This is a genomic window from Flavobacterium sp. FG68 (assembly GCF_057808895.1).
This window is the reverse complement of record NZ_JBMDIY010000027.1, coordinates 14,055-36,597: the sequence shown is the minus strand read 5'-3', so window position 1 is coordinate 36,597 and position 22,543 is coordinate 14,055. Positions and strand designations below refer to the sequence as shown.

Annotated in this window: 19 protein-coding genes; 2 read left to right on the top strand and 17 right to left on the bottom strand. The window is 33.9% G+C overall.

The window, feature by feature from the left end; translation table 11 throughout:
- Positions 1-30: 30 nt before the first annotated feature.
- The 6 genes from ilvC to ACODSB_RS16720 all read right to left on the bottom strand — a co-directional run bounded on the left by ilvC (position 31) and on the right by ACODSB_RS16720 (position 8,323).
- Positions 31-1,500, bottom strand: a complete 1,470-nt coding sequence (gene ilvC, locus ACODSB_RS16745) for a ketol-acid reductoisomerase (RefSeq protein ID WP_053474516.1) — start codon at positions 1,498-1,500, stop codon at positions 31-33.
- Between the two features lie 87 nt (positions 1,501-1,587).
- On the bottom strand, positions 1,588-2,109 hold the full coding sequence (gene ilvN / locus ACODSB_RS16740; RefSeq protein WP_053474515.1) for an acetolactate synthase small subunit: 522 nt from the start codon (positions 2,107-2,109) through the stop codon (positions 1,588-1,590).
- A gap of 91 nt (positions 2,110-2,200) precedes the next feature.
- Positions 2,201-3,895, bottom strand: a complete 1,695-nt coding sequence (gene ilvB, locus ACODSB_RS16735; protein ID WP_256634903.1) for a biosynthetic-type acetolactate synthase large subunit — start codon at positions 3,893-3,895, stop codon at positions 2,201-2,203.
- Between the two features lie 122 nt (positions 3,896-4,017).
- Positions 4,018-5,691 carry a dihydroxy-acid dehydratase gene (gene ilvD / locus ACODSB_RS16730; protein WP_053474513.1) on the bottom strand — a complete coding sequence of 558 codons (1,674 nt, stop codon included), beginning with the start codon at positions 5,689-5,691 and terminating at the stop codon, positions 4,018-4,020.
- A gap of 267 nt (positions 5,692-5,958) precedes the next feature.
- Complete coding sequence (gene leuB / locus ACODSB_RS16725; RefSeq protein ID WP_053474512.1) at positions 5,959-7,077, bottom strand: 3-isopropylmalate dehydrogenase; 1,119 nt, start codon at positions 7,075-7,077, stop codon at positions 5,959-5,961.
- A 70-nt stretch (positions 7,078-7,147) separates the two neighbouring features.
- Complete coding sequence (locus ACODSB_RS16720) at positions 7,148-8,323, bottom strand: 2-isopropylmalate synthase (protein WP_073482969.1); 1,176 nt, start codon at positions 8,321-8,323, stop codon at positions 7,148-7,150.
- A gap of 155 nt (positions 8,324-8,478) precedes the next feature.
- On the opposite strand from ACODSB_RS16720, the gene ACODSB_RS16715 reads away from it, so the two are divergent.
- The gene (locus tag ACODSB_RS16715) at positions 8,479-10,023 is read left to right on the top strand and encodes a hypothetical protein (RefSeq protein WP_488937884.1); all 1,545 of its coding nucleotides are present in this window, start codon (positions 8,479-8,481) and stop codon (positions 10,021-10,023) included.
- A gap of 254 nt (positions 10,024-10,277) precedes the next feature.
- Here the strand turns inward: ACODSB_RS16715 and ACODSB_RS16710 are convergent, their stop codons facing one another.
- Positions 10,278-11,933 carry a M1 family metallopeptidase gene (locus ACODSB_RS16710; protein WP_488937883.1) on the bottom strand — a complete coding sequence of 552 codons (1,656 nt, stop codon included), beginning with the start codon at positions 11,931-11,933 and terminating at the stop codon, positions 10,278-10,280.
- Between the two features lie 148 nt (positions 11,934-12,081).
- A complete protein-coding gene (locus ACODSB_RS16705) occupies positions 12,082-13,737 on the bottom strand; it encodes a M1 family metallopeptidase (RefSeq protein WP_488937882.1) in 1,656 nt (551 codons plus the stop codon).
- Between the two features lie 115 nt (positions 13,738-13,852).
- On the opposite strand from ACODSB_RS16705, the gene ACODSB_RS16700 reads away from it, so the two are divergent.
- Positions 13,853-14,551: a carbohydrate-binding family 9-like protein gene (locus tag ACODSB_RS16700; protein WP_488937881.1), complete on the top strand. Its 699-nt coding sequence runs from the start codon at positions 13,853-13,855 to the stop codon at positions 14,549-14,551.
- 185 nt (positions 14,552-14,736) lie between these two features.
- Here ACODSB_RS16700 and hisIE read toward each other — a convergent pair whose 3' ends face one another.
- The 9 genes from hisIE to hisD form a co-directional block, all read right to left on the bottom strand.
- Positions 14,737-15,387, bottom strand: coding sequence for a bifunctional phosphoribosyl-AMP cyclohydrolase/phosphoribosyl-ATP diphosphatase HisIE (gene hisIE, locus ACODSB_RS16695; RefSeq protein ID WP_488937920.1), 651 nt, complete (start codon positions 15,385-15,387; stop codon positions 14,737-14,739).
- Positions 15,388-15,398: 11 nt separating this feature from the next.
- A complete protein-coding gene (locus ACODSB_RS16690; RefSeq protein ID WP_488937880.1) occupies positions 15,399-15,947 on the bottom strand; it encodes an STM3941 family protein in 549 nt (182 codons plus the stop codon).
- Between the two features lie 21 nt (positions 15,948-15,968).
- On the bottom strand, positions 15,969-16,724 hold the full coding sequence (gene hisF, locus ACODSB_RS16685) for an imidazole glycerol phosphate synthase subunit HisF (protein ID WP_488937879.1): 756 nt from the start codon (positions 16,722-16,724) through the stop codon (positions 15,969-15,971).
- Positions 16,725-16,827: 103 nt separating this feature from the next.
- A complete protein-coding gene (gene hisA, locus ACODSB_RS16680; protein ID WP_488937878.1) occupies positions 16,828-17,553 on the bottom strand; it encodes a 1-(5-phosphoribosyl)-5-[(5-phosphoribosylamino)methylideneamino]imidazole-4-carboxamide isomerase in 726 nt (241 codons plus the stop codon).
- A gap of 124 nt (positions 17,554-17,677) precedes the next feature.
- Positions 17,678-18,259, bottom strand: a complete 582-nt coding sequence (gene hisH / locus ACODSB_RS16675; protein ID WP_488937877.1) for an imidazole glycerol phosphate synthase subunit HisH — start codon at positions 18,257-18,259, stop codon at positions 17,678-17,680.
- A gap of 74 nt (positions 18,260-18,333) precedes the next feature.
- Positions 18,334-18,684: a nuclear transport factor 2 family protein gene (locus ACODSB_RS16670; RefSeq protein WP_488937876.1), complete on the bottom strand. Its 351-nt coding sequence runs from the start codon at positions 18,682-18,684 to the stop codon at positions 18,334-18,336.
- An 88-nt stretch (positions 18,685-18,772) separates the two neighbouring features.
- Positions 18,773-19,909, bottom strand: a complete 1,137-nt coding sequence (gene hisB / locus ACODSB_RS16665) for a bifunctional histidinol-phosphatase/imidazoleglycerol-phosphate dehydratase HisB (protein WP_488937875.1) — start codon at positions 19,907-19,909, stop codon at positions 18,773-18,775.
- A gap of 181 nt (positions 19,910-20,090) precedes the next feature.
- Positions 20,091-21,140 (bottom strand): histidinol-phosphate transaminase, encoded by a 1,050-nt coding sequence (gene hisC / locus ACODSB_RS16660; RefSeq protein WP_488937874.1) that lies wholly within the window; start codon positions 21,138-21,140, stop codon positions 20,091-20,093.
- A gap of 82 nt (positions 21,141-21,222) precedes the next feature.
- Complete coding sequence (gene hisD, locus ACODSB_RS16655) at positions 21,223-22,521, bottom strand: histidinol dehydrogenase (protein WP_488937873.1); 1,299 nt, start codon at positions 22,519-22,521, stop codon at positions 21,223-21,225.
- Positions 22,522-22,543: the final 22 nt, after the last annotated feature.

Genomic DNA, 22,543 nt, shown 5'->3' with positions numbered 1-22,543 from the left:
ATTCGGAATGCGTGGAAATTCCCAATTTTATTATACAATTTTTTTCATTGCTGTCATTGATTCTCTCAACCATGCTCCTACTTCTTCGATAGGATGCTGACGAATTTCTTTATTTACAGCAATTAAAACATTATTATCTACTCCATTTGAAGTTGAAAATGGTTTTCCGATAATATTTGTTTCTACTTTTTTCATAAATTCAGTCAACAATGGCTTACAAGCGTGATCAAATAAATAACAGCCATATTCTGCAGTATCAGAAATCACACGGTTCATTTCAAACAATTTCTTTCTTGCGATTGTGTTTGCAATTAATGGTAATTCGTGTAATGACTCATAATAAGCAGATTCTTCAATGATTCCGGCCTCTGTCATAGTTTCAAAAGCTAACTCAACACCAGCTTTTACCATAGCAATCATTAAAACTCCGTTATCAAAATATTCCTGCTCAGAAATTGGAGCTTCTTGTGGAGCTGTTTTTTCGAAGTTAGTTTCTCCTGTTGCAGCTCTCCATTTCAATAAATTAACATCGTCATTAGCCCAGTCAATCATCATAGTTCTTGAGAATTCTCCAGAAATAATATCGTCCTGGTGTTTTTGGAATAACGGACGCATAATATCTTTCAATTCTTCTGCTAATTCGTAAGCTTCAATTTTAGAAGGATTATTTAAACGATCCATCATATTTGTGATACCACCATGTTTCAAAGCTTCAGTGATAGTTTCCCATCCGTATTGAATTAATTTTGAAGCATATGCTTTATCGATTCCTTTTTCAACCATTTTATCAAAACATAAAATAGATCCAGTTTGAAGCAATCCGCAAAGAATTGTCTGCTCACCCATTAAATCTGATTTTACTTCGGCAACGAAAGATGATCTTAAAACTCCTGCTTTGTGTCCTCCAGTTGCTACAGCGTAAGCTTTTGCCTGATCTAAACCAAATCCGTTTGGATCATTTTCAGGGTGAACTGCAATAAGTGTTGGTACACCAAAACCTCTCTTATATTCTTCACGAACCTCAGAACCAGGACATTTAGGAGCACACATAATAACTGTGATATCTTCACGAATCTGCATTCCTTCTTCAACAATATTAAAACCGTGAGAATAAGCTAAAGTTGATCCTTGTTTCATTAATGGCATAATCGCAGTAACAACAGACGTATGTTGTTTATCCGGAGTAAGATTACAAACTAAATCAGCAGTTGGAATCAACTCTTCATAAGTACCTACTTTAAACCCATTTTCAGTTGCATTTTTATATGAAGCTCTCTTTTCAGCAATTGCATCTGCACGCAATGCGTAAGAAATATCTAAACCTGAATCTCTCATGTTTAAACCTTGATTCAAACCTTGTGCACCACATCCAACAATAACAACTTTTTTCCCTGCTAATGCTGAAATTCCGTCTGCAAATTCTGACTGCTCCATAAATTCGCAAACTCCAAGTTGCTCTAATTGTAATCTAAGTGGTAATGTGTTGAAATAATTTGCCATTTTGTTTTAAAATATTTAATGAAATGAAATTTAGTAATTAATTTATTTATAATTGGTTGTGATCGTGTAATATCACATATTAATTGTTTATTTGAAGGTTTCTAACAATGATGAAATCTCCATTTTTTCTTTAGAAACCGAAATTCTTCCCGAACGTACAAATTGCATAATTCCGTACGGTTTGAATTTTTGGTATAAATCTTCAATTTCTGAACGTCTTCCTGATTTTGAAATCACAAAGAAATCTCTTGAAACCGTTACAATCGTCGATTGACTGTCTTTGATGATATTTTGAATTTGTTTTTCATCAAACAACAAACTTGAAGCGATTTTAAAAAGTGCATTCTCCAAATAAATGGTTTCTTCATCTGTGTGATAAAATGCTTTTATAACTTCAATTTGTTTTTCAATCTGTCCCACAATATTCTGAACCCATTTCTCCGTTGTATTTACTACAATGATAAATCTTGAAACATTCTCTATTTCTGATTCTGAAACATTTAGACTTAATATATTAATGTGACGCTTTAAGAATATTCCAGATATTCTATTTAATAAACCCACGTTATTTTCTGAGTATACCGATATGGTAAATGTTTTATCTTCCATTTTGTTTTTTAGTTTATTTTGTTTCAAGTTTCAAGTTTCACGTTCTGCTGGGAACGTGAAACCTGAAACTTAAAACTTGAAACTTTTTTCTTTAGCTTAATCTAATTTCTGATACACATGCTCCTGTTGGGATCATTGGGAAAACGTTGTTTTCCTTTTCGACCATGACTTCTAAGAAATAAGAATCTTTTGAAGCAAGCATTTCGGCAACTGCAGCATCTAAATCTTCACGATTGGTAACTTTCTTAGATTTAATATGATACCCTTCGGCAATTGCAGTGAAATTTGGATTAATCATTTTTGTTGATGCATATCTGTTGTCAAAGAATAATTCCTGCCATTGACGCACCATTCCTAAAAATTCATTGTTTAGAATTACAATTTTTACCGGAACCTGGGTCTGGAAAATTGTTCCTAATTCCTGAATCGTCATCTGGAATCCTCCATCACCAATAATAGCTACAACTTCACGATCTGGTCTTCCCATTTTAGCTCCAATTGCAGCCGGAAGCGCAAATCCCATTGTACCTAATCCGCCAGATGTAATATTACTTTTAGTTGAATTGAATTTAGCATAACGACACGCAAACATTTGGTGCTGACCAACATCTGAAACTATAATCGCATCACCTTTTGAGTGTTTATTGATCATTTCAATAGTTTCTCCCATCGAAAGTCCCGGAGTTTCTGGATTTAATTCGTCTTTAATAACTGTGTCATATTCTATTTTAGCCAATTCTTTAAACTCATTGTGCCATAAATCGTGTGATTTTGCATCCAGTAATGGTAATAAAGCAGCTAAAGATTCTTTTACATCACCTAAAACAGCAACTTCTGTTTTAACGTTTTTATCAACTTCTGCAGGATCAATTTCGAAGTGAATTACTTTTGCCTGTTTTGCGTAAGTAGCTAGTTTACCTGTAACACGGTCGTCAAAACGCATTCCGAAGGCAATTAAAACATCACATTCGTTCGTTAGTAAATTTGGAGCATAATTTCCGTGCATTCCAAGCATTCCAACATTTAAAGGATGATCTGTTGGCAGAGCCGAAAGTCCTAAAATAGTCCACGCCGCCGGAATTCCTGATTTTTCAAGAACTGCTTTAAACTCGGCTTCAGCCTGACCTAAAATAATTCCCTGTCCGAAAACTATAAAAGGTTTTTTAGCACTATTGATTAAGGCTGCAGCTTCGGCAACTTTGTCTAATTTTAATTTCGGAACCGGAACATAACTTCTGATTGCCGTACATTTTTCATAACTAAAATCTAACTCATCAAACTGAGCGTTTTTAGTAATATCAATTAATACAGGTCCCGGACGTCCGGAACGAGCAATATAAAATGCTTTTGCAATGATTTCAGGAATTTGAGAAGCCTCAGTTACCTGAAAATTCCATTTTGTAACCGGAGTCGAGATTCCGATAATATCTGTTTCCTGAAAAGCATCAGATCCTAATAAATGTCTTCCAACTTGTCCGGTAATACAAACCATTGGAGTTGAATCGATTTGAGCATCAGCAATTCCGGTAACTAAATTTGTTGCTCCCGGTCCAGAAGTAGCAATTGCCACTCCTACTTTTCCTGTTGCTCTAGCATAACCCTGAGCAGCATGCGTTGCACCTTGTTCGTGACGTACTAAAACATGGTGTAACTGATCCTGAAATTTATATAATTCGTCGTAAACCGGCATGATTGCCCCTCCCGGATAACCATAAATTAAGTCTACTCCTTCTGCTAATAAACATCTAATAACGGCTTCGGCGCCTGATATCCTAATTGTTCCCATTTGGTATATTTTTTTCTCTCTTATTTCTATTTTTTAAGAAATAGAGATTTACACTTTTATAGTTTATTCCAAAATCTTTTTCATTTGAAATTGATTTTTGAAATTGTAATTGTAATTGAATGCTAGTTATCGGTAACACATCCTGTTGATGCGCTTGAAACCGACCTTGCGTATTTAAGTAAAACTCCCCTGTCAACTTTTAGCGCTGGTTGAACCCAAGCCGCTTTACGAGCTGCATATTCTTCGTCAGATATCTTCAGGTCGATAGTATTTTTCACAGCGTCGATAGCGATTATATCTCCATCTTTTACTAGTGCAATACCACCACCATCATATGCTTCTGGTGTAACGTGTCCTACCACGAATCCGTGTGAACCTCCGGAGAATCTACCATCTGTAATAAGTGCACAGCTGCTTCCTAATCCAGCTCCAATAATCGCTGATGTTGGTTTTAGCATTTCAGGCATTCCCGGACCACCTTTTGGTCCACAACCCCTGATGACGACTACATTACCTGGTTTAATTTTTCCGGCCTGAAGACCTGGAATTACTTCAAATTCACCTTCAAAAACTACAGCCGGTCCTTCGAAATATTCTCCTTCTTTTCCGCTAATTTTTGCTACAGCACCTTCAGAAGCAAGGTTTCCATATAAAACCTGAATATTTCCTGTTGGTTTTAATGCTTTTTGAATTTCATGAATTACTTCTTGTCCGTCTTGTAAATCCGGAGTTGAAGCTAAATTTTCAGCAACTGTTTTTCCCGTTACGGTTAAACAATCTCCGTGAATCAATCCAACTTTTAACAGATATTTCATTACTCCCGGAATACCTCCTACTTCATGAATATCTTCCATCATATATTTACCACTTGGTTTCATGTCAGCAAGAACCGGAGTTCTGTCGTTAATAGCCTGAAAATCATCCAAAGTAATTGTGATACCAACAGAATGTGCCATTGCAATTAAGTGCATAACGGCATTTGTAGAACCTCCTAAAACTGCTACAATTGTAATAGCATTTTCAAAAGCTTTACGAGTCATAATATCTCTTGGCTTAATATCTTTTTCTAATAAAATTTTAATTGCAGCTCCGGCAGCAAGACATTCGTCTCTTTTTTCCTGACTTAAAGCAGGATTAGAAGAACTGTATGGCATACTCATTCCTAATGCTTCAATTGCCGAAGACATTGTGTTTGCCGTATACATTCCACCGCAGGCACCAGCACCCGGACAAGCATTTTGAATAACTCCTTTAAAATCTTCCGGAGTAATTTCTCCTTTTACTTTTTTTCCTAAAGCTTCAAAAGCAGAAACGATATTTAAAGATTCTCCTTTCCATTTTCCAGAGTGAATTGATCCTCCGTAAACCATCATTGACGGACGGTTTAATCTTCCCATTGCGATTAACGCTCCAGGCATATTTTTATCACAGCCGGGAATTGCAATAATACTATCGTACCATTGTGCTCCTGCAACTGTTTCTATAGAGTCTGCAATAACGTCACGAGATACTAATGAATAACGCATTCCTTCAGTACCGTTTGAAATTCCGTCACTAACACCAATGGTATTAAAAATAAGTCCGACCAGATCTGCATCCCAAACACCTTTTTTAACATCTTTTGCTAAATCATTCAGGTGCATGTTACACGTGTTACCATCGTAACCCATGCTCACAATCCCTACTTGTGCTTTTTTTAAATCTTCTTCAGTTAAACCAATACCGTATAACATCGCTTGCGCCGCTGGCTGAGTTTGATCTTGAGTGATGGTTTTGCTGTACTTATTTAATTCCATTATTGTATTATTTATTTTAATTTTTATTCAAAAAAAAACCTTCCAGTATTTGGAAGGTTTGTAATATAGTTTTTCAATTATATTTATACCATTCCCGATGCAGATGTGCGAAACACATTGACAACAACGACAGAAGTAATAATAATTGAGATTTGCATCTTTATTTTTTTAGTGTTACAAAAGTACGGAAACTTTAAGAACTAAAAAAATAAAATCTCAACATTTTCAATACTTCTTGTTATTTAATTCATAATTTTAATAAAAACTTTAAACTATTGTCGACTGTCCGATATGAACATTGTCATTTCTGAAATATAATAGGTCATCTTTGCTGAAAATGACATTTGAAACAAACTCCCCTACTTCATTTGTACCGAATTTTGAATCTGGCTTTAAATCAACTGTAACCACTTTATATTCAATTGCTTTTTCAATAGCTTTATAAATCACATTTGCTTCTGTAAACAATCCGAAATGTTCTAACAACATTGCTGCTGATAAAATCGAAGCAATTGGATTAGCAATATTTTTTCCTTTTGCCTGAGGATAAGATCCGTGGATTGGTTCGAAAAGCGCATTTTTTTCTCCTAAAGATGCTGAAGCCAATAAACCAATTGAACCTGTAATTACGCTTGCTTCATCTGATAAAATATCTCCAAATAGATTTTCTGTCAAAATCACATCAAATTGTTTCGGGTTTAAGATGATTTGCATTGCCGCGTTATCAACAAATAAAAAGTCTAAAAGAACATCAGGATAGCTTTCGCCCACTTTTTGAACCACTTTTCTCCATAATCTTGAAGTTTCCAAAACGTTAGCTTTGTCAACCATAGTCAGCTTTTTTCGTCGGTTTTGTGCCGATTTAAAAGCTAAATGTGCAATTCTTGTAATTTCTTCTTCTGAATATTCACATAAATCAGAAGCGTGTGTTCCTTCTTCATTTAATGTTTTAGCTCCAAAATAAGCACCGCCAGTTAATTCTCTGAAAATAGTAAAATCTGCTCCTTCAATAATTTCTCTTTTTAAAGGAGATGCGTCAACTAATGCTTTATAAGGTTTTATTGGGCGAATATTAGCAAACAATCCTAATTCTTTACGAAGTTTCAACAATCCCTGCTCCGGACGAACTTTTGCGTTTGGATTATTATCGTATTTAGGATCTCCAATGGCACCAAATAAAACAGCATCTGTATTTAAACAAAGATTTAAAGTTTGTTCCGGCAGCGGGTTTCCAGTTTTATCAATGGCGATAGCACCCATGAGCGCTTCTTCAAAAACAAATTCATGATTGTACACTTCGCCAATAGCGTATAATGCTTTTTTGGCCTGTGCAATAACCTCTGGTCCAATTCCGTCTCCTGGTAAAACTGCTATTTTCAAATTCATAACGTCTCGTTCTTTATGATTTAAATCTTTATTATTTTTCTTCTAACTTCTTTCTTCTATTCTCTTTTAACTAGCTTCTGATTAAATCACCTTCAATTTTAGAAGCTTCGATAATTTGGTGAATATCTGCATCAACCACTTCTTTTTTGATATCTGCAAATTTCAGGAACTCAATATATACAATGTCTAATTGTACTTTAGTCAATTCGTAACCTACTTTTTTAGCACGGTAAGCTAATGCAGCTCTTCCGCTTCTTGCAGTCAAAATAATTGAAGATTCGTTTACACCAACATCAAGCGGGTCCATGATTTCATAAGTTGCTCTGTTTTTAATCACACCATCCTGATGAATTCCAGAACTGTGTGCAAAAGCATTTGCTCCAACGATCGCTTTATTTGGCTGCACAATCATTCCCATACTTTCAGAAACTAAACGACTCATTTCGTTTAATTCTCTTGTATTAATGTTTGTATCTAAATTTAAGTATGGATGCTGTTTGAAAATCATAACCACTTCTTCAAGTGCTGTATTTCCGGCTCTTTCTCCAATACCATTAATTGTACATTCGATTTGTCTTGCACCATTTATAGCTCCTGCAATTGAGTTTGCAGTTGCCATTCCTAAATCATTATGACAGTGACATGAAAGGATTACGTTTTCGATTCCTTTTACGTTTTCTTTTAAATATTTAATTTTTGCCCCGTATTCTTCTGGAAGACAATATCCTGTAGTATCAGGAATATTTAATACCGTTGCACCAGATTTAATTACTTCTTCGCAAACTTTTGCAAGGAAAGCATTGTCTGTTCTACCAGCATCTTCTGCATAGAATTCAACATCTTCTACATATGTTTTTGCGTGAGCTACTGCAAATTTTGCTCTTGCAATAATATCTTCCGGGGTAGTTTGTAATTTATGGAGTATATGAGATTCTGAGGTTCCGATTCCGGTATGGATTCTAGGTCTTTTAGCGTGCTTTAAAGCAGCTGCCGCAACATCAATGTCATTTTTTACGGCTCTTGTCAATCCGCAGACGGTTGCATTTTCTACAATTTTACAAATCTCAGAGACCGATAAAAAATCGCCCGGACTTGACACAGGAAAACCGGCTTCGATAATATCAACTCCCATTTTGTCTAGTCGTTCTGCGATAACTAATTTTTGCTTAGTATCTAACTTACATCCTGGAACTTGTTCACCGTCGCGTAATGTGGTGTCAAAAATTTGAACTTTCTCTCTATTCATATTCATTTATTTAATGTAATTTCACATCTTGATAACAAATATATATTGTACAATCGCAGTACGAAATTCATTTTAATGAAATTATACTGTTCATAACACAATTTATAACGACTTAAATATTTAATAATCAATAAGTTATATTATTATTTTTTACAATGGCTAACCATCAAAAAGATTTCTTATTTGTTCTGATAAAATCACTTTCCAAATCTGAAAAAAGGCAGTTTAAAATTTTTGCAAGCCGATTAGAAACAAGTTCGAATACTAAATTCATTGAATTATTCAATATTTTAGATAAGTCTGAAACGTATGATGAAAAGCTGATTTTAAAGAGCGGAATAATCAAAAAAGTACAGTTATCTAACTTAAAATCATACTTATACAAGCAAATTTTAGTTAGTATTCGTTTGAATATTCCGAGCCAGAACATTCGTTATCAACTCCGTGAACAAATTGATTTTGCTGTTATTCTATATAATAAAGGTTTGTATAAACAGAGTTTGAAGATTCTGGACAAAACAAAACAGCAGGCTTTAGAAAATGATGAAAAATATATGGCGTATGAAATTGTCGAGTTCGAAAAACTGATAGAATCGCAATATATTACCCGAAGTATTCAGGGCCGCGCCGACGAACTTGTTATTCAGGCCAAGGAATTAAATTACCGAAATACAATTTCCAGTAAATTATCGAACCTTTCGCTTCAATTATACGGAATCATGCTGAAAACCGGTTACGTAAAAAGCGATGAAGAGTATAAATATATTGATGATTATTTCAACAAACATATTGCCAAGCTGGACGAAACTAAATTTGGTTTCCGTGAAAAGTATTGGTTTTACAACGCTAATTTATGGCGCAGCTTTTTAGTTCAGGACTTTTTAGCGAGTTATAAGTTTGCTTATAAGTGGGTGCAGCTATTTTATGATAATCCGAATATGATTTATCTTAATCCGGTGTTTTTCTTAAAAGGAAATCACTATTTCTTGGAATCGCTTTATATGCTGAAATATACGTCTAATTTTAAAAGATATCTTTCACTTTTAGAAGAAACTATTCAGGATCCAAAATTTCCGGTAAACGATAACATTGCATCACTATCATTTCTATATGTTTACAACAATAAGTTGAATTTACACATTCTGGAAGGTACTTTTGCCGAAAGCGAATATTTGATTCCGGAGATTTTAGAAAAAATAAAACTGCACAGCGAACATCTTGACGAACATCACGAAATGTTGTTTTTCTATAAAATTGCTTCGATTTATTTTGGAAATGAAAAGTACAATGAATGCATTCTTTATTTAGATAAAATCATCAACAACAAGAACTTAACCATGCGTGAGGATTTAATGTGTTTTGCGAGACTTTTGTCTTTAATTGCACATTATGAATTAGGAAAGGATTATTATTTAGAAAACCACCTAAAAAGCACGTATAAGTTTTTATTGAAAATGAATGATTTACATGAAGTTCAAAAGGAAATCATCAAGTTTTTAAGAAACTTAAACAACTTTTACCCTGCTGATATCAAAAAGGAATTCAAGAAAATGCACGACCGCTTTGTAGAACTTGAAAAGAATACTTACGAAAAAAGAGCATTTTTATACCTTGATATTATTTCGTGGCTTGAAAGTAAAATTGAGAATCGAAAAATTGCGGATATAATTAAGGAAAAGGCGAAGCTTAATAGCAGATAAAAATTCCAATTTTTAAATTCCAAATTCCAAACTTTTTACGGTACTACGTACAATTTGTCATTTCGAGGAACGAGAAATCTCCGCAAGTAGCTCCGTACAGAATGTAGCCAATCTTTGTAGAGTTTCTCGCGGAGATTTCTCGTTCCTCGAAATGACATACCTTTTCTACAAATTAATAAGATATAAAAAAATCCCAAACTCCTCCCGAAGCATCGGGATTGGAATTTGGGATTTATATTTTGGAATTTAAAAATTTACTCTATAATATTCGAAGTCGTAACATAAAAATCTTTATCAACTTCTACTTTTCTATCTTCATTAGTCGTTTTTTCAGACTGCCATTCTGTTGTTGGTTTTAACCAGGTTTCAACACCATTTATTTTTACCCTAACTGGCATATCAAATTTAGCAACACAATTTGTCCAGTGATATCCGAAAGTTCCGTTTTTAAACATGTATTCAAAAACCGGAATTTGTGTTGTAGTCAAATATTGCGCAAAAACTCTGTTGAAGTTAATTCCAGATTGTTCGTTAATATAATCCTGAATCTGTTTACCAGTAACCGTTTGATGATAAAAAGTCTTGTTCATTCCTCTCAAAATCGATTTCCATTTTGCATCATCATTAATTACCTGGCGAATCATGTGCAGCATTGAAGCTCCTTTTGGATACATATCTCCAGAACCTTCATTATTTACATCATAATGTCCGATAATTGGAGTGTCATTTTTAATGTTTTTTCTGCATCCAATAATATATTCAGCCGCAGCATCTTTTCCGTAATAATATTCAATGAAAAGGCTTTCAGAGTAATTTGTAAAACTCTCGTGAACCCACATATCAGCGATATCTTTGTACGTAATATTGTTGGCAAACCATTCGTGGCCAGATTCGTGAATAATGATAAAATCAAATTTTAATCCCCAGCCAGTTCCGCTTAAATCACGTCCTAAATATCCATTTTTATATTGATTTCCGTACGTTACAGAGCTTTGGTGTTCCATTCCTAAATACGGAACTTCAACTAATTTATAACTGTCTTCATACCAAGGATAAGGTCCAAACCAGTTTTCAAAAGCTTTCAGCATCTTTGGAGCATCTTTAAACTGCTCTTTTGCCAAAGTTAGATTATCTCTTAAAACATAATAATTACAATCTAAATCGCCTTTTTCTCCTTTATATACTTCAGAGAAATTAACGTAATCTCCAATATTGATGTTTACTCCGTAATTATTAATTGGGTTTGAAACGTACCAATTGAATGTTTTTGTTCCGTCTTTTTCTTTTTTAACACTTTGTAATCTTCCGTTAGAAACATCCGTTAAATCACCCGGAACATTCACGCTGATTAACATATTTTCTACTTCATCATACATATGGTCTTTGTTTGGCCACCAAACGCTCGCGCCTAAACCCTGACAAGATGTAGCAATAAAATCTTTTCCGTTTTTATCTTTTTTCCATGAGAAACCTCCATCCCACGGCGCTCTTACCGCTTCTTTTGGTTTTCCTTCAAAATAAACTACGATCTCTTTTGTATCACCAACTTTCTGCTTTTCAGTTAAAGTGATGAAAAACGCATTTCCGTCTCTTTCAAATTTTAATTCTTTCTTGTCCTGCGTTACTTTCGTAATTTTCATAGGTTCCTGCAAATCAATCTGCATTCTGTTATTCTCTGTTAAAACAGTATAGCGAACTGTGTTAGAACCCGAAATAGCTTTTTCTTTAGGATTAACTTTTACATCAAGATGATAGTATTTTAAATCCCACCAGGCTCTTTCTTTTGTAATGCTTCCGCGTAAAGTATCCTGATGTGTAAAAACTGTTTCTCCTTTATTAAGAAGTCCTTGAGCATTGGCAGTAAAACCAATTAAAAAAGCAGTAAAAATGCTTCCGAAGTAATTTTTCATTAGTAAAATGGTATTATTTTGAAATCAATCTGCAACAAATGTAAACATTCGGATTAAGATTTCTAAAATTTTATGATTTCCTGATAAAAAAACAAACCCAATAAATAAGAAATTTATTGGGTTTCAATTTTTAATTATTTTCCGAAGTTTAATTGGTAATATTAAATTCTGTCACGTAAAAGTTTTTATCAACAACCAAAGTCGATTTATCATCCTTTACATTTTCTGCTTTCCAGTCTGTTGTTGGTTTTAACCACGTTTCAACACCGTTTAAAGTAACTTTTAAAGGAAGATCAAAATTCTCTACACAATTGATCCAGTGATAAACCAATTTATGATTTTTAATATAATATTCAAAAGTTGGAACCTTAGCCGTTCTTAAATACTGATCAAAAACCGGACTGAAATTAATTCCTGATTCTTTACTTATATAATCTTCAATTTGTTTTGTAGTAACTGTTTGATGGTAAAAAGTTTTATTCATTCCTCTCAAAATTGATTTGAATTTTGCATCATCGTTTATAACCTGACGAATCGTATGAATTATATTAGCACCTTTTGGATACATGTCGCCAGATCCTTCAACATTTACATCATAATAGCCAATAATTGGTTTTTTATTGGTAATCACTTTTCTAATTCCTCTTATATATTCATTTGCGGCGTCTTTTCCGTAATAATACTCAATAAAAAGTGATTCAGAATACGTTGTAAAACTCTCGTGAATCCACATATCTGCAATGTCTTTATAGGTAATGTTGTTTGCAAACCACTCATGTCCAGACTCGTGAATAATAATATAATCAAATTTTAATCCCCAGCCTGTTCCACTCATATCGTTTCCTTTGTAACCATTTTGATAGTCATTTCCGTAAGTCACAGAACTTTGGTGCTCCATTCCTAAATACGGAACTTCGACTAATTTATAGCTGTCTTCGTAAAACGGATAAGGTCCAAACCAGCTTTCAAAAGCTTTCAGCATTTTTGGTGCATCCTGAAAGTGTTTTTTAGCAATTTCAAGATTATCTCTTAAAACATAATAATTGCAGTCTAAATCGCCTTTTTCTCCTTTAAATTTTTCCGAGAAATTAACGTAATCTCCAATATTTATATTTACACCGTAATTATTAATTGGGTTCGAAACATACCAATTAAAGGTTTTAGTTCCGTCTTTTTGTTTTTTTACGCTTTGTAATCTTCCATTTGAAACATCGATTAAATGTCCCGGAACATTCACGCTGATCAACATATTTTCGACTTCATCATACATATGATCTTTACAAGGCCACCAAACGCTCGCTCCTAAACCCTGACAAGATGAAGCGATGAAATCTTTTCCGTTTTTATCTTTCTGCCAAGTAATTCCTCCATCCCAAGGTGGTCTAACAGCTTCTTTAGGCACTCCGCCAAAAGAAACTATTATTTCTTTAGTTTCGCCAACTTTTTGACTTTCAGTTAAAGTGATGAAGAATGCATTCCCGTCTCTTTCAAATTTTAATTCTTTTCCGTTTTGCGTTACTTTCGTAATCTTCATTGGTTCCTGCAAATCGATCTGCATTCTGTTATTTTCTGTTAAAACAGTATAACGTACCGTATTTGAACCTGTTATTGTTTTATCTGCTGGATTTACTTTTATATCCAAATGATAATATTTTAAATCCCACCAAGCTCTTTCTTTTGTGATACTTCCGCGTAAACTATCCTGATGTGTAAAAACGGTTTCAGACTTATTCATAAGTCCCTGAGCATTGGCAGAAAAACCAATTAGAAAAGCTGCTATAACACTTCCAACGTATTTTTTCATTATAAATTAAGTTTTTGAATTAGTTATAATATTAGTATATTTTTTTAATTTATGTTACAGATTTGTATTCCTAAACAGTATTGTTTTTTTATTTTAGCTAAAATTTACCCGTTTTATGAAATCTAACTCTTTTTTATACCTTTTGATATTCCTGTATTCAATACATAATTATTCACAGACATTTCCCGTTCATAAAACAAACGATAAAATAACGATTGACGGCGATTTAACCGATTGGAAAACACCGTTTTTAGGTCCGTTTGTAATTCATAATTCCGGTGAAAAAGCAACACAAAACACAATGGTTTCACTTTCGTGGAATGACGAAAACCTTTATATCGCCTATCATTCTATAGATTCGAAAATAGTTGGAAAGGCTCAGAAAAAAGACTCAAAAATCTATGAAGCTGATGATTTAGTAGAAGTGTTTATTGATCCGGATGGCGATGGAAAAAACTATCTTGAAATTGGCGTAAATGCTTTTTCTTCCAATTACGATATGCTTATAAAGTGCATTTCTCCTGAATGCGGAGGCTGGAAAACAGCAATGAATTTTAATATTGAAGGATTAGAAGCTGTCAGTAAAATAACTCCCGAAGGTTTTGATACCGAAATTAAAATCCCTTTTTCAAGCTTAGAAAAAATAGAAAATGGCGGTTTTTTGAAACCAAAAATGGGTACGAAATGGAAAGCAAATGCTTTTAGAATTGATTACGGTAATACAACTGAATATCTTGCTTTACAGGATTATAAAAGTTTGAAATTTGGGTTTCATCACCCGGAAGAATTTGCGGTTTTTGAGTTTGTGGAGTAAGTGTTACGAGATGGCACACGGATGAAACGGATTCGCTATGCGAAAAGCGCGGATTTATACGGATTTTTTTTCCTTTTTTTGTTAATCGCATTTTTTGTCAGACTGAGCGAAGTCGAAGTCCCGTTTGCTGAATCACTTTGCGGGACTTCGACTTCGCTCAGTCTGACAAAACTATATCTTTAGAACTATTTCTGACGTTTTTTCAAAACATCAACAACATCATTCAACTGAAAACCTTTTGCCTGCAGTAAAATCAAATAATGAAAAAGTAAATCCGCGCTTTCGCTAAGGAATAAATCATCGTTATCATCTTTTGCTTCGATAACCACTTCTACTGCTTCTTCACCTACTTTTTGAGCAATTTTATTGATTCCTTTTTCGAATAAAGAAGCTACGTAACTTTTCTCAGAATCGGCATTTTCTCTACGGATTTTGATTGTGTTTTCCAGTTGAGAAATGAAACCGTAGTTTTCTTTGTTTTCTTCCTGCCAGCAAGTATCTGCGCCCGTGTGACATGTTGGCCCGACAGGTTTTGCCTGAATTAAAAGCGTATCTCCGTCACAGTCGTTTTTAATACTTACCAAATTTAAAAAGTTACCACTCTCCTCACCTTTTGTCCAAAGTCTTTGTTTGGATCGGCTGTAAAAAGTTACTTTTTGTGTTTCTATTGTTTTTTGAAGCGATTCTTCGTTCATATAACCCAGCATCAAAACATTTTTAGTTTCTGAATCCTGAATTATCGCCGGAATTAATCCGTGTGAGCTTTTTATATCTATGTTCATTTTTATTTTAGATTTTAGATTTTTGAGTTTAGATTTTAGATTCTGAACTCTTATATTATTTTGTTCTAATTTTTACTTACTTGAATTTCTTCAAATTTTTGTATTAATATATTCTTCAACTCATTAAAAGATATTTTTAGTCCATTAACTGAAATACTAACAGGAGAGCCTGATTGCTTTAAATTCATTTTTATCATATTCCTTTTAATCACATTAGTTTCTTTACTTATATAATCTTCAGGATTTTTAAGATAAATTTTAATGAATTTTTGATTTACAACTGTAATTTCTTTAATTGCATCAATGTCTTCCCATAAAATTCTCCCAAGCGATACTGCTGATGAATTATCTATAATTCCAATAGCATCAATAACAACGACTGGTTTTTTATCAAATAATTTTTTTGTAGTGAAATAGATTCCAAACAATCCCATGAATAGACCTAAAATTGAAGCAACATTTTTTATAATAAAATTATTAACGATTACATTGCGAACAGTAGGCTGATATACTAATATCCAAAGGCTGACAATTAAAAATAAGATTGAAAAAAACAATAGTTTTATCAATTTACCCGTACTTCCAAAAATTTCAATACTTTCTTTATCTTCCATAAACAATTATTATATATCTCTCTAAAGTCTAACTTCAATACCATTATTCCTAAGCTCTTGTTTTAAAGCTTTTATCTCAATTTCTTTAAAGTGAAAAACACTCGCTGCCAAAGCGGCATCTGCTTTTCCTTCTTTAAATGAATCTACGAAATGCTGTATATTTCCGGCTCCGCCCGAAGCAATTATCGGAATATTAATTAAGGTTGATAATTTAGCCAAAGCTTCGTTTGCAAAACCGTTTTTCGTTCCGTCATTGTCCATTGATGTGAATAATATTTCGCCGGCACCGCGTTCTGCAACTTCTACAGCCCAATCGAATAAATTTAGTTCTGTTGGTACTTTTCCGCCGACTAAATGTACAATCCAGTGTCCGTCAATTTGTTTCGCATCGATTGCAACTACAACGCATTGGCTTCCAAATTTCTGCGCCAAATCATTAATTAATTGCGGATTTTTTACTGCCGATGAATTTATCGAAACTTTATCTGCTCCGTTATTCAACAGAATTTCAACATCTTCAACAGACGAAATCCCACCGCCAACCGTAAACGGAATATTGATTTTTTCAGCCACACTTCGCACCATATTTACCAGCGTTTTACGTCGCTCTTCTGTTGCCGAAATATCCAGAAAAACTAATTCATCTGCACCTTCTGCTGAGTAAATTTCTGCTAGTTCTACAGGATCTCCTGCATCACGCAAGTCAACAAAGTTAACGCCTTTTACGGTTCTTCCGTTTTTTATATCTAAGCAGGGTATGATTCTTTTTGCTAACATTTTTTTGTTGTTTCACAGAGATTCACAAAGATAACGCAGAGATTCGCAAAGATTTTTTTAGTGAATCTTTGTGTTTTACTTCGTGCATCTTTGCGAAATAATCTTATTTATTTAAAATATAATTTTCAAGTTGTTTCAAAGTTATTCTTCCTTCGTAAATCGCTTTTCCAATTATGGTTCCTTCACATCCAAATTCAGCTAATTTAGGTAATTCATCAAAAGTAGAAATTCCGCCCGAAGCAATTAATTTTACACCTTTTGCTTCTTCTAAAATTTTACCATAAAGATCGAAACTTGGGCCTTCAAGCATTCCGTCTTTTGCAATATCAGTGCAAATAACATACTGAATTCCTTTAGTTTGATAATCCTGAATAAACGGAATCAAATCTTCATTTGAATCTTCTAACCAGCCCGAAACAGCGATTTTTTCCTCTTTCGCGTCAGCGCCTAAAATAATTTTATCAGAACCGTATTCTGAAATCCATTTTTCGAAAATAGCTCTGTTTTTTACAGCAATACTTCCGCCAGTAATTTGATTTGCACCGCTTTCAAAAGCAATTCTCAAATCGTCATCTGATTTTAATCCGCCGCCAAAATCAATTTTTAAACTGGTTTGTGACGCAATTTGTTCCAAAATCTTATAATTGACAATTTTGCTTGATTTTGCGCCGTCTAAATCTACTAAATGCAGATATTCAATTCCGTGTGCTTCAAATGATTTCGCTACTTCAAGCGGATTTTCGTTGTAAATTATTTTGGTATCATAATCACCTTTTGACAAACGAACGCATTTTCCGTCAATGATATCTATGGCTGGTATTATTCTCATGTTTTGATATTTTAGATTTAAGAGTTTAGATTTTAGATTATTTTCTAAACTGACATTTTGATTGAAATTGATTTTTGATATTGCAATTTGGAATTTGGGATTTAAGAAATTGGAATTTTAAAATTTACATTTTTAAAAAGTTTTCCAAAATCTTCTCCCCAACGGCACCGCTTTTTTCCGGGTGAAACTGAGTTCCGTAAAAATTGTCTTTTTGTAAAGCCGATGCATATTCTAAATCGTAATTCGTTGTTGCAATGGCTTCTGGGCAATTTGGAGCATAAAAACTATGAACCAAATACATAAACTCATTTTCCGGAATAGCTGCAAACAAATCTGATTTTAAATTATAGATCTGATTCCAGCCCATTTGCGGCACTTTTACCTGATTTGAAAATTTCACAACATCAACATCAAAAATCCCTAAACCTTTTGTATTACCTTCTTCAGATGAATTGCACATCAACTGCATTCCAAGGCAAATTCCTAAAACCGGCTGATTCAAAGTCGGAATTAAACTGTCTAAACCGCTTTCACGAAGCTTTGCCATTGCCGAACTTGCTTCACCAACACCAGGGAAAATCACTTTATCTGCCGCCTGAATTTCTTCTGGATTATTGCTCAAAACGGCTTTAAAACCCAATCTTTCAATAGCAAACATAATGCTCTGAATATTTCCTGCTCCGTAATTTATAATTACTATTCTCAATTTATTTTAGATTTTAGATTTTAGATTTTAGATTTCTCTTCAATCTTACAATCATTTAATACTATTATTTTATTTTACAGATCCGTATAATGAGCTATCATTTTGTTTACCAATCCATTTTCATTAAAAAACATGACTTCAATCGCCATTTTATTCATTACTGATTTATAATAAAGCGCAACAGAATCAACTCCTGAAGTTAATTCAACCAATTCAAAATGCAAATCTGGAATTTTATGTAAAGCTTTCTCCCAATATGCTCTAACTTGCTCTTTTCCTTTCAACGAACCACTCTCGATTCCGGCGGCAAGTTTTATCATTGGCGTCGTAATTTCAATATCTTCAGAATAATGTTTCATGATATCGTCTAAATCGTGAGAATTCCAGGATTCTATCCAGGCTTTTGCAAATTGATCAGCGTTCATAGTTTTTGTTTGTTTTGTTTCAGGTTTCAAGTTTCATGTTTCACGTTCTGTTGAGCAACTTGAAACCTGAAACTTGAAACAAAATTCATTACAACATCCCTTTCGTTGAAGGCAAAATCATCTTTTCGGTATCTCTTTTTACGGCTACTTTTATGGCTTTTGCGAAAGCTTTAAAAATGGCTTCGATTTTATGATGTTCGTTGATTCCTTCTGCTTTGATATTTAAATTGGCTTTTGCACCGTCTGTAAATGATTTAAAAAAGTGGTAGAACATTTCTGTTGGCATTTTTCCGACCATTTCACGTTTAAATTCGGTTTCCCAGATAAGCCAGTTTCTTCCGCCGAAATCAATGGCAGCCTGTGCTAAACAATCGTCCATTGGTAAGCAGAATCCGTAACGCTCGATTCCTAGTTTATTTCCTAAGGCTTTTGCGAAAACTTCTCCTAAAGCAATTGCTGTATCTTCAATTGTATGGTGTTCATCGACTTCTAAATCACCTTTTACAAGGATTTCTAAGTCCATTTGACCATGACGCGAAATTTGATCTAACATATGATCAAAAAATGCAATTCCGGTATCGATTTTACTTTTTCCATTTCCATCAAGGTTTAAGTTGATGTAAATATCGGTTTCATTTGTTTTACGCGTAATTGATGCCGAACGTGCTTCTAGTTTCAAAAACTCATAAATCCTTTTCCAATCTGTTGTTTGCAGGATAATTGTATCGTCTAATTCCTCACGTTTTGATGAAATTTCATTACTTCCAATTCCATCTGTCATATTCATAAAAATCGCTTTTGCACCAAGATTTTTAGCCAATTCAACATCGGTCAAACGATCTCCTAAAACAAAAGAATTTTCTAAATCATATTCTGGATTGTTTAAATATTTAGTTAACAATCCGGTTCTAGGTTTGCGTGTCGGCGCATTTTCTTCAGGAAAAGTTCTGTCCACAAAGATTTCATCAAATACAACGCCTTCGTTTTCAAAAGCTTTTAAAATGAAATTTTGTGTTGGCCAAAACGTATTTTCAGGAAAACTGTCAGTTCCTAATCCGTCCTGATTCGTTACCATTGCTAATTCGTAATCTAATTCATTGGCAATTTTAGCCAAATATTGGAACGCTTTTGGATAAAATTCCAGTTTATCTAAACTGTCTAATTGGTAATTTTCAGGTTCTAAAACAATCGTTCCGTCACGATCGATAAAAAGTACTTTTTTCATAGTTTATATTTTTTCTGCCACAGATTTCACAGATTAAAATGATTTTTTTTGTTTGCCACGAATTGCACTAATTTTCACTAATCCAATTCGTGCTAATTTGTGCAATTCGTTGCGAAAATTTAAACACAAACAGAATAAAAATAATCCGTTTAATCTGTGAAATCTGTGGCCTATAACTTTTCTAATTCAACAACTTTAATTCTCTAATTACAACAGCATTTTCTTCTTTTGTACCAATTGTAAAACGAAGACAGTTTTCACATAAAGGCTGTGTTGTTCTGTTTCGAATTACGATTCCTTTTTCAATTAATTGATTGTATCTTTTGTTTGCGTCATCCACTTTTGCCAGAATAAAATTGGCTTCTGTTGGATAAACTTTCTCTACAAAATCAATTTCAAGTAATACTTTAAGTAATTCTTCTCTTTGTTCAATAATTGAAGCTATTTCCTGTTTTATTTTTTCAGAATCTTTTAAACGTTCTTTTGCTCTTTGCTGCGTCAGTTCGTTTACATTATATGGTGGTTTTATTTTGTTTAAAACCGAAATAACAGCTTCTGATGCATAGCAGATTCCTAAACGAATTCCAGCCAGACCATACGCTTTTGAAAGTGTTTGTGTAATGATCAAATTTGGATATTCGTCAATTTCGATTAACCAGCTTTCTTTGTCCGAAAAGTCAATATAAGCTTCGTCAATCACAACCAAACCATTAAAATTTTGAAGCAGTTTTACCACGCTTTCATCAGAAAAAGAATTACCGGTTGGGTTATTTGGAGAACATAAAAAGATGATTTTTGTGTTTTCATCAACAGCTTCCAGAATCTTTTCAACTTGTGGCTGAAAATCATTTGTCAGTAGAATTTCTCTGTTTTCGATTGCATTTATGTTCGCCAAAACGCTGTACATTCCGTATGTTGGCGGAAGCGTAATAATATTATCCGTTTTTGGTTCACAGAAAGCCCTGAAAATCAAATCCAAAACTTCGTCACTTCCGTTTCCTAATAAAATCTGACTTTGTTTTGTGTTATTATTTTTAGCTAAAATTGCTTTAACCGAATTCTGCTGCGGATCCGGATAACGGTTTACGCCATTTTGAAACGGATTTTCATTGGCATCCAAAAAAATCATTTCGGCGGTATCAAAATCTTCAAACTCATCTCTTGCAGACGAATACGGTTTTAAAGACTTTACGTTTTCACGTGTAATTGTGTTTATATCAAAAGTATTCATTTTCTAAGTTTTGCTCCTGCAAGGTTTTTAAAACCTTGTAGGTATTATTCATTAAGGTTATAAATCGAAAATTTATTTAAACCTACGAGGTTTTAGAAACCTCGCAGGACTTCAGACGAAGTGTTACTGCGTTTTTATGCGCTTGTAAACCTTCGGCTTCAGCCATAATTTCAATCGCTTTTCCAATATTTTGAATTCCTTTTTCTGATATTTTTTGAAAAGTCATTGATTTCATAAAACTATCCAGATTTACACCACTGTAATTTTTAGCATAACCATTTGTCGGCAAAGTGTGATTCGTTCCAGAAGCATAATCTCCGGCACTTTCAGGAGTATAATTCCCAATAAAAACCGAACCCGCATTTACGATTCCGTTGCAGTAAAAATCATCATATTCTGAGCAGATAATAAAGTGTTCCGGACCATATTCGTTGATTAAATCTAAAGCGATCTGATCATTTTCAACAAAAATTAATTTTGAGTTTTCGATTGCTTTTATGGCGATTGCTTTTCTTGGAAGAACTTCTAACTGCGATTGAATTTCTTTTTCAACTTGGTCAATTAATTTTTTAGAAGTCGAAACTAAAATTACCTGACTATCTGTTCCGTGTTCTGCCTGCGACAATAAATCTGATGCCACAAAGGCTGGAACGGCAGAATCATCAGCAACAATTAACAATTCTGATGGACCGGCCGGCATATCGATTGCAACTCCAAATTGTGTCGCCAATTGTTTAGCAACGGTAACAAACTGATTTCCGGGGCCGAAAATTTTATAAACTTTTGGAATTGATTTTGTTCCAAAGGTCATTCCGGCTATTGCCTGGATTCCACCTACTTTTAATATTTTAGTTACACCGCATAAATTGGCAGCATACAAAATCGCCGGATTGATTTTTCCTGTTTTATCTGGAGGCGAACACAACACAATTTCTTTACAGCCTGCAATTTCAGCCGGAACTGCCAGCATTAAAACTGTTGAAAATAAAGGCGCTGTTCCGCCCGGAATATATAATCCTATTTTTTGAATTGGTCTTTTTTCCTGCCAGCAATTTACGCCTTCAATAGTTTCAACTTCTATCCTTTCTGTTTTTTGAGCGCTGTGAAACTTGTAGATATTGTCTTTTGCTAATTGAATCGCTTCTTTTAATTCATTTGGAATCAATGCAATTGCTTCATATACTTCTGCTTTAGTAACTTCATAATTCTCTAAAGTTATTCCGTCAAAAATTGAAGTGTATTTTGCTACGGCTTCATCTCCTTTTTTCTGAACTTCTCTGAAGATTTCTTTTACCGTAACTTCAATATCGTCAATCGTTTGGGTTGGTCTTTTTAATATTTCAGACCAGGTATCTGGTTTTGGATTGTCTATCTTATTCATGCTTGTATTTTTTTTAACCGCT

Excerpts from the sequence above, each read along its gene's own strand:
- ilvC (WP_053474516.1), bottom strand. The coding sequence starts at position 1,500 with ATGGCAAATTATTTCAACACATTACCACTTAGATTACAATTAGAGCAA.
- ilvN (WP_053474515.1), bottom strand. The coding sequence starts at position 2,109 with ATGGAAGATAAAACATTTACCATATCGGTATACTCAGAAAATAACGTG.
- ilvB (WP_256634903.1), bottom strand. The coding sequence starts at position 3,895 with ATGGGAACAATTAGGATATCAGGCGCCGAAGCCGTTATTAGATGTTTA.
- ilvD (WP_053474513.1), bottom strand. The coding sequence starts at position 5,691 with ATGGAATTAAATAAGTACAGCAAAACCATCACTCAAGATCAAACTCAG.
- leuB (WP_053474512.1), bottom strand. The coding sequence starts at position 7,077 with ATGAATTTGAAAATAGCAGTTTTACCAGGAGACGGAATTGGACCAGAG.
- ACODSB_RS16720 (WP_073482969.1), bottom strand. The coding sequence starts at position 8,323 with ATGAATAGAGAGAAAGTTCAAATTTTTGACACCACATTACGCGACGGT.
- ACODSB_RS16715 (WP_488937884.1), top strand. The coding sequence starts at position 8,479 with ATGGCTAACCATCAAAAAGATTTCTTATTTGTTCTGATAAAATCACTT.
- ACODSB_RS16710 (WP_488937883.1), bottom strand. The coding sequence starts at position 11,933 with ATGAAAAATTACTTCGGAAGCATTTTTACTGCTTTTTTAATTGGTTTT.
- ACODSB_RS16705 (WP_488937882.1), bottom strand. The coding sequence starts at position 13,737 with ATGAAAAAATACGTTGGAAGTGTTATAGCAGCTTTTCTAATTGGTTTT.
- ACODSB_RS16700 (WP_488937881.1), top strand. The coding sequence starts at position 13,853 with ATGAAATCTAACTCTTTTTTATACCTTTTGATATTCCTGTATTCAATA.
- ACODSB_RS16690 (WP_488937880.1), bottom strand. The coding sequence starts at position 15,947 with ATGGAAGATAAAGAAAGTATTGAAATTTTTGGAAGTACGGGTAAATTG.
- hisF (WP_488937879.1), bottom strand. The coding sequence starts at position 16,724 with ATGTTAGCAAAAAGAATCATACCCTGCTTAGATATAAAAAACGGAAGA.
- hisA (WP_488937878.1), bottom strand. The coding sequence starts at position 17,553 with ATGAGAATAATACCAGCCATAGATATCATTGACGGAAAATGCGTTCGT.
- ACODSB_RS16670 (WP_488937876.1), bottom strand. The coding sequence starts at position 18,684 with ATGAACGCTGATCAATTTGCAAAAGCCTGGATAGAATCCTGGAATTCT.
- hisB (WP_488937875.1), bottom strand. The coding sequence starts at position 19,909 with ATGAAAAAAGTACTTTTTATCGATCGTGACGGAACGATTGTTTTAGAA.
- hisC (WP_488937874.1), bottom strand. The coding sequence starts at position 21,140 with ATGAATACTTTTGATATAAACACAATTACACGTGAAAACGTAAAGTCT.
- hisD (WP_488937873.1), bottom strand. The coding sequence starts at position 22,521 with ATGAATAAGATAGACAATCCAAAACCAGATACCTGGTCTGAAATATTA.